Raw genomic sequence first — 6,669 nt, forward strand, 5'->3', positions numbered from 1 at the left:
AAACTAGGAAGCTAGCCGTAGGCAGTACTTGAGTACGGCAAGGCGAAGCTGACGTGGTTTGAATTTGATTTTCGAAGAGTATGACCAGCTTGCGAGCTGGTCTTTGTGTTCTTTTCACAGTCTCATCAACCAGTTAATCGATTGTTCTACTTTTTGCCTCCAAAACCTTGGAAAAGGCTTTCTTTTGTGATATACTTCACATATAAATACAAGAGAGCTCGTCACACTCGACTCTGTTGACATAAAATCAATCCAGTCCTGTTTCTCCTGCTCTCAGTTAATATCAAGGAGGATAGCTATGAAAGCTGTTGTTGTAAATCCAGAAAGCACTGGTGTTGCTGTTGAAGAAAAAGTACTCCGTCCACTTGAAACTGGGGAAGCACTTGTAGAAATTGAATACTGTGGTGTTTGCCACACTGACCTCCACGTTGCCCATGGTGACTTTGGTCAAGTACCAGGACGCGTTCTTGGCCACGAAGGTGTTGGTATCGTTAAAGAAATTGCCCCAGATGTGAAAAGCCTTAAAGTCGGTGACCGCGTCAGCGTTGCTTGGTTCTTTGAAGGATGTGGCACTTGCGAATACTGTACAACTGGCCGTGAAACTCTTTGCCGTACAGTAAAAAATGCTGGCTACTCAGTAGACGGTGGTATGGCTGAACAATGTATCGTAACTGCAGACTATGCTGTTAAAGTTCCTGACGGACTTGATCCAGCCCAAGCCTCTTCTATCACATGTGCTGGTGTAACAACCTATAAAGCTATTAAAGAGGCCAAAGTTGAACCAGGTCAATGGGTTGTTCTTTACGGCGCTGGTGGTCTTGGTAACCTAGCTGTTCAATATGCTAAAAAAGTATTCAATGCTCATGTCATCGCAGTTGATATCAATAACGACAAACTTGCCCTTGCAAAAGAAGTAGGAGCTGACATTGTTATTAACGGCCTCGAAGTTGAAGATGTACCTGGACTCATCAAGGAAAAAACTGATGGCGGAGCTCATTCAGCTGTCGTAACTGCTGTGTCTAAAGTTGCCTTCAACCAGGCTGTTGACTCAGTTCGTGCTGGTGGTCGCGTTGTCGCTGTCGGCCTTCCTTCTGAAATGATGGAACTAAGTATCGTAAAAACCGTTCTAGATGGAATCCAAGTCATCGGTTCTCTTGTAGGAACTCGTAAAGACTTGGAAGAAGCCTTCCAATTCGGTGCAGAAGGTTTAGTAGTTCCAGTTGTTCAAAAACGTCCAATAGAAGATGCCGTAGCCATTTTCGACGAAATGGAAAAAGGTCAAATCCAAGGACGTATGGTACTCGACTTCACCCACTAATCTATTAGAAACCTATTTTAAAAGTTGGAATGCGCTTCCAACTTTTTTATATTAAATTTTTTAATAAGGATTCAAAAAAACTTCTCTAAAACTCAATATATCAATATTTTCAGATGTAATATTTTTAATTATTTTATGATAAATAGTTGATTTTTAGATGAAAACGGTTTATACTTAAACAGTCTTAAAGTTTTCTTAAACGAAAACGAAAACTAAAACAAAAAAGGAGGAATGACAATAATGAGTATCGGAATCATTATTGCGAGCCACGGCGAATTTGCTGCGGGTATTCATCAGTCAGGATCTATGATCTTTGGTGAACAAGAAAAGGTTCAAGTTGTAACCTTTATGCCAAATGAAGGTCCTGATGATTTATACGCTAAGTTTAATAACGCTGTTGCTGCATTTGACGCAGAAGATGAGGTTCTAGTTTTGGCTGACCTTTGGAGTGGATCTCCATTTAACCAAGCTAGCCGCGTGATGGGAGAAAATCCTGAGCGTAAGTTTGCCATCATCACAGGACTGAACTTACCGATGTTAATTCAAGCCTACACAGAGCGCCTCATGGACGCTGCTGCAGGTGTAGAAAAAGTCGCTGCGAATATTATTAAAGAAGCCAAAGATGGCATCAAAGCTCTTCCAGAAGAGCTAAACCCAGTTGAGGAAGTAGCAAGCACTGCAGCTGCTCCAGTTGCCCAAGCTGCTATTCCAGAAGGAACTGTCATCGGAGACGGTAAACTCAAAATCAACCTTGCCCGTCTAGACACTCGTTTACTTCACGGTCAGGTTGCAACTGCTTGGACTCCAGATTCAAAAGCAGACCGTATCATCGTTGCTTCAGATAACGTAGCTAAAGACGAATTACGTAAAGAATTGATTAAACAAGCAGCTCCAGGTAAAGTGAAAGCAAACGTTGTTCCTATCCAAAAACTAATCGACGTTGCAAAAGATCCTCGCTTCGGAGAAACACATGCCCTTATCTTGTTTGAAACACCTCAAGATGCTCTTCGTGCTATCGAAGGTGGCGTGCCAATCAAAACTCTTAATGTTGGATCAATGGCTCACTCAACTGGTAAAACAATGGTTAACAACGTTTTGTCTATGGATAAAGAAGACGTTGCTACATTTGAAAAAATGCGTGACCTCGGTGTTGAATTTGACGTACGTAAAGTACCAAACGACACGAAAAAAGATTTGTTTGACTTGATCAACAAAGCAAACGTGCAATAATCGATTTTATGAAAGGATTTTAAAGATGTCTATTATTTCTATGGTTTTAGTAGTCGTTGTAGCCTTCCTAGCAGGTCTTGAAGGTATCCTCGACCAGTTCCAATTCCATCAACCAATCGTAGCTTGTACCCTTATCGGTCTTGTTACTGGTAACCTTGAAGCAGGGATTATCCTTGGTGGTTCTCTTCAAATGATCGCCCTTGGTTGGGCTAACATCGGAGCTGCCGTAGCTCCTGACGCTGCTCTTGCTTCTGTTGCTGCTGCCATTATCATGGTTCTTGGTGGCGACTTTACTAAGACAGGTATCGGTGTTGCCCAAGCGGTTGCTATCCCTCTTGCAGTTGCTGGTCTATTCTTGACTATGATTGTCCGTACACTCTCTGTCGGATTGGTTCACACTGCTGATGCTTCTGCTAAAAAAGGTGACTTCAAAGCAGTTGAACGTGCTCACTTTGTCGCACTTCTTCTTCAAGGTCTTCGTATTGCAGTCCCTGCAGCACTCCTTCTAATGGTACCAACTGAAACAGTACAAAGCATTCTAAATGCTATGCCTGATTGGCTCAAAGATGGTATGGCTATCGGTGGTGGTATGGTCGTTGCCGTTGGTTACGCTATGGTTATCAACATGATGGCAACTCGTGAAGTATGGCCATTCTTCGCTATCGGTTTCGTGCTTGCTGCCGTGTCAGATATTACTCTAATCGGATTTGGTGCTATCGGTGTTGCTATCGCTCTTATCTACCTTCACCTTTCTAAAACTGGTGGAAACGGTGGCGGAGGAGCCGCAACTTCTAACGACCCAATCGGCGATATCCTAGAAGACTACTAAGATAAGAAAGGACTGAAAACATCATGACTGAAAAACTTCAATTAACTAAATCAGATCGTAAAAAAGTTTGGTGGCGTTCAACTTTCTTACAAGGCTCTTGGAACTATGAACGTATGCAAAACTTGGGTTGGGCCTACTCATTAATTCCAGCTCTTAAAAAACTCTACACTAAAAAAGAAGATCAAATCGCTGCTCTTGAACGCCATCTTGAGTTCTTCAACACTCACCCATACGTAGCCGCTCCAATCATGGGGGTTACTCTTGCACTTGAAGAAGAACGTGCCAACGGTGTTGAAATTGATGATGCCGCTATCCAAGGGGTTAAAATCGGTATGATGGGACCTCTTGCTGGTATCGGTGACCCAGTATTCTGGTTTACAGTACGCCCAATCCTTGGATCACTCGGTGCTTCACTTGCCCTTACTGGTAATATCTTAGGTCCAATCCTCTTCTTCGTTCTTTGGAACTTGATTCGTATGTCATTCTTGTGGTATACACAAGAGATTGGATACAAGGCTGGATCAGAAATCACTAAAGACATGTCTGGCGGTATCCTTCAAGACATCACTAAAGGTGCTTCTATCCTTGGTATGTTCATTCTTGCTGTCCTTGTTCAACGTTGGGTAAATATTAAATTTGCTTTCGATGTTGCCAAAGTTCAACTAGATGAAAAGGCTTATATCCACTGGGATAAATTGCCAGAAGGATCTAAAGGTATCCAAGAAGCATTCGCACAAGTAGGACAAGGATTGTCTCAAACACCTGAAAAAGTTACTACTTTCCAACAAAACTTGGATATGTTGATTCCTGGACTATCAGGACTACTCCTTACTTTCCTTTGCATGTACTTGCTTAAGAAAAAAGTATCTCCAATCACTATTATCCTTGCACTCTTCGCAGTGGGTATTGTGGCACATGTTCTTCACATCATGTAATCAAGCAACTTAAAAGGAATCAGGTTCTAAAATCTGATTCCTTTTTTCTATACTTTTATTCGGCCAAGGCACCCATTGGATCCCATGGTGCGAGTACAATTGGTTCTGCTTCATAGGCAGCTTGTTCTGCTGCTGTCAGCAATTCTTTACGGACAACGATTTGGTATGTGTATTCGTCCATCCAAGCGTCTGAGGCAACAAAGTAACCATCTGTACCGACCTTATCTCCCCAAGAGTTTTCAACCTTCCACTTGGTTGATTTGCCATTTTCATCCAAGTCAACACCTGTCAAGACCATAGCGTGGGTCATTAAGCTTTCGCTGTAGTCCAAACGTCCAGCCTTGTCTTGAGTGAGTTGAATATCCATGCTTGATTCAAAGTCATAAACATCTGTCGCAAGGATTCCAGCTTTACGGTTGCTGAGCTGACCGACATCAGAACCAAACCAAACAGTTTCACCTGCTTGCATTTGAGCAATTGCCAATTCTTTCAAGCGCTCCATTGGAACGTTGATGTAACGAACCGCACGGCTACCAACCACATTTCCCAACATCTCAACTGTGTAAGATTGGCCGTAAGGCTTGTCAGCAGTTGGGGCGTTGATAACAGAAACATAGTCTTCTAGCGGAAGATTGACATATTTCTTGTAAAATTCCTGTGGTGTGATACCTTTTTCACTTTGGTAGTTGTTATCTTTATCACGATAAGCAAAGTCAAATTTACGTGGCGGAAGACCCAATGACATAGCAAGGAAATTAAAGATTTCTTGCAAGAGGTCTTCTTTCTTAGCTTGAACAGTCGCTTGGTCCGCACCAGAAGCGAGCAAGTCACGTAAGATTTGAGCATCTTGGCGAAGCAATTTGTTAAGAATGGCATTTAGCTCACGACTGCTGCTAGATGAAACAGACTCAGGATAAACTGACTTAGGAACAACACCGTATTTCTCAAAGAGAGAAACGACCATATCCCACTGACCGCCGTCTTGTTGTGGAGTTTGGAGTAGGAATTTAACCTTACGACTCGTCAAGTCTTGGTCTGCAGTCGCAATCACTTGCTCCAAGAACCAGTTTGATTTCTCATACTTGTCCCAGAAGAATGTGTGGGCCTGTGACAACTCAAAATTTTCCAATTTGTATTGCGAGATGAGTTTGTGGCGGAAGGTATTGAGGGCCGCAAACATCCAGCAACGACCAGAAGCCTTCTGGTTGGTTACCTTGTCCTTGGTCAAGTCCAATGAGAAAACAGGTGCATTGTCTACATGGCTTTGGCGACGTTCTAGGGCTGCAAAAATTCCGTTGTGGCTGGCAGCATTTTCAATCGCTTGGTATTTTACATTTGCTTCATAGTTGGCAAATAGTTTATCAGTAAATGATTCTTGAATCGCGTTCATAGATTCCTCCTTTTATTCTACAGTCTATTATAACGCTTTTTACAAAGGAAGCAACTGAAAAACATAAAAGGCAAGGACATTGTCCCTCACCTTTTTCGAATATAAACTAAATTAAGCAATACTTGCAAGGAGAACTTCTAATTCCTCCTTGGTCAAGCGACGCCATTCTCCTCGCTGCAAGTTCTCATCTAAAACTAAAGTTCCCATAGTCAAACGCTGTAGGTCTACTACTTCCTTACCACAATAGCCCACCATACGCTTGACCTGATGAAACTTCCCTTCTGCAATGGTCACACGAATTTGGCTTTGATTTTTTTCTGCATCTATGGACACAAGCTCCAGTCTAGCGGGCTTACAGGTAAAGTCTTTGAGCGGAATTCCCTTGGCAAATGTCTCCACATCTTCTTGGGTCATAATTCCCTTGACCTGAGCCAGATAGGTCTTATCCACATGACGCTTGGGTGAAAGAAGATCATGGGCAAGCTTGCCGTCATTGGTCAAGAGCAAAAGACCATGCGTGTCAATATCCAAGCGTCCTACTGGGAAAACTTCCTTGCTCCGAGCAATATCATCCAGCAAGTCCAGAACGGTTCTATGCTTGGGATCCTCAGTCGCTGAGATAACTCCTTTGGGCTTGTTCATCATGTAGTAGACAAACTCTTCATACTCCAGCACTTGCCCATCAAAGCGAATCTCATCTATTTTTTCATCAATCTGCAATTTAGCTGATTTTTCTTTTTTACCATTTACCGTCACGCGCCCAGCCTTGAGCAAGTTTTTGACCTCAGTCCGACTCCCTACAGCACAGGCAACTAAAAATTTATCCAATCTCATAGAACTATTATATCATACTCAAAAGGAGGCTGGTACAATGACCAACCTCCTTTTCGTTTCATACTCTTCAAAAATCTCTTCAAACCGCGTCAACGTCGCCTTGCCGTAGGTATGGTTACTGACTTCGTCAGTT

At 42.6% G+C, this 6,669-nt stretch carries 6 protein-coding genes; 4 read left to right on the forward strand and 2 right to left on the reverse strand.

Annotation, left to right across the window (positions count from 1 at the left end):
• Positions 1 to 298: 298 nt before the first annotated feature.
• From adhP to ADH54_RS02695, 4 genes are all read left to right on the forward strand, one after another.
• Positions 299 to 1,318 (forward strand): alcohol dehydrogenase AdhP, encoded by a 1,020-nt coding sequence (adhP, locus tag ADH54_RS02680; RefSeq protein ID WP_000649185.1) that lies wholly within the window; start codon positions 299 to 301, stop codon positions 1,316 to 1,318.
• A gap of 240 nt (positions 1,319 to 1,558) precedes the next feature.
• Positions 1,559 to 2,548, forward strand: a complete 990-nt coding sequence (locus tag ADH54_RS02685; protein WP_049523952.1) for a PTS sugar transporter subunit IIB — start codon at positions 1,559 to 1,561, stop codon at positions 2,546 to 2,548.
• 25 nt (positions 2,549 to 2,573) lie between these two features.
• Entirely contained in the window at positions 2,574 to 3,377 is an 804-nt protein-coding gene (locus tag ADH54_RS02690) for a PTS mannose/fructose/sorbose transporter subunit IIC (protein ID WP_000022716.1), read from the forward strand.
• A 23-nt stretch (positions 3,378 to 3,400) separates the two neighbouring features.
• Positions 3,401 to 4,312 (forward strand): PTS system mannose/fructose/sorbose family transporter subunit IID, encoded by a 912-nt coding sequence (locus ADH54_RS02695; protein WP_033676082.1) that lies wholly within the window; start codon positions 3,401 to 3,403, stop codon positions 4,310 to 4,312.
• Between the two features lie 55 nt (positions 4,313 to 4,367).
• Here ADH54_RS02695 and pepC read toward each other — a convergent pair whose 3' ends face one another.
• Both pepC and ADH54_RS02710 read right to left on the reverse strand, forming a co-directional pair.
• Positions 4,368 to 5,702: an aminopeptidase C gene (gene pepC / locus ADH54_RS02700; protein WP_049523953.1), complete on the reverse strand. Its 1,335-nt coding sequence runs from the start codon at positions 5,700 to 5,702 to the stop codon at positions 4,368 to 4,370.
• Positions 5,703 to 5,813: 111 nt separating this feature from the next.
• Positions 5,814 to 6,536: a pseudouridine synthase gene (locus tag ADH54_RS02710; protein WP_001234892.1), complete on the reverse strand. Its 723-nt coding sequence runs from the start codon at positions 6,534 to 6,536 to the stop codon at positions 5,814 to 5,816.
• Positions 6,537 to 6,669: the final 133 nt, after the last annotated feature.

Origin of the sequence: Streptococcus pseudopneumoniae (genome assembly GCF_001072315.1) — a bacterium.
In the GTDB taxonomy this organism is placed as follows: Bacteria; Bacillota; Bacilli; order Lactobacillales; family Streptococcaceae; genus Streptococcus; species Streptococcus pseudopneumoniae_R.

Bases quoted from the DNA above. Each gene is read 5' to 3' on its own strand.
- adhP (WP_000649185.1), top strand. From the start codon at position 299: ATGAAAGCTGTTGTTGTAAATCCAGAAAGCACTGGTGTTGCTGTTGAA.
- ADH54_RS02685 (WP_049523952.1), top strand. From the start codon at position 1,559: ATGAGTATCGGAATCATTATTGCGAGCCACGGCGAATTTGCTGCGGGT.
- ADH54_RS02690 (WP_000022716.1), top strand. From the start codon at position 2,574: ATGTCTATTATTTCTATGGTTTTAGTAGTCGTTGTAGCCTTCCTAGCA.
- ADH54_RS02695 (WP_033676082.1), top strand. From the start codon at position 3,401: ATGACTGAAAAACTTCAATTAACTAAATCAGATCGTAAAAAAGTTTGG.
- pepC (WP_049523953.1), bottom strand. From the start codon at position 5,702: ATGAACGCGATTCAAGAATCATTTACTGATAAACTATTTGCCAACTAT.
- ADH54_RS02710 (WP_001234892.1), bottom strand. From the start codon at position 6,536: ATGAGATTGGATAAATTTTTAGTTGCCTGTGCTGTAGGGAGTCGGACT.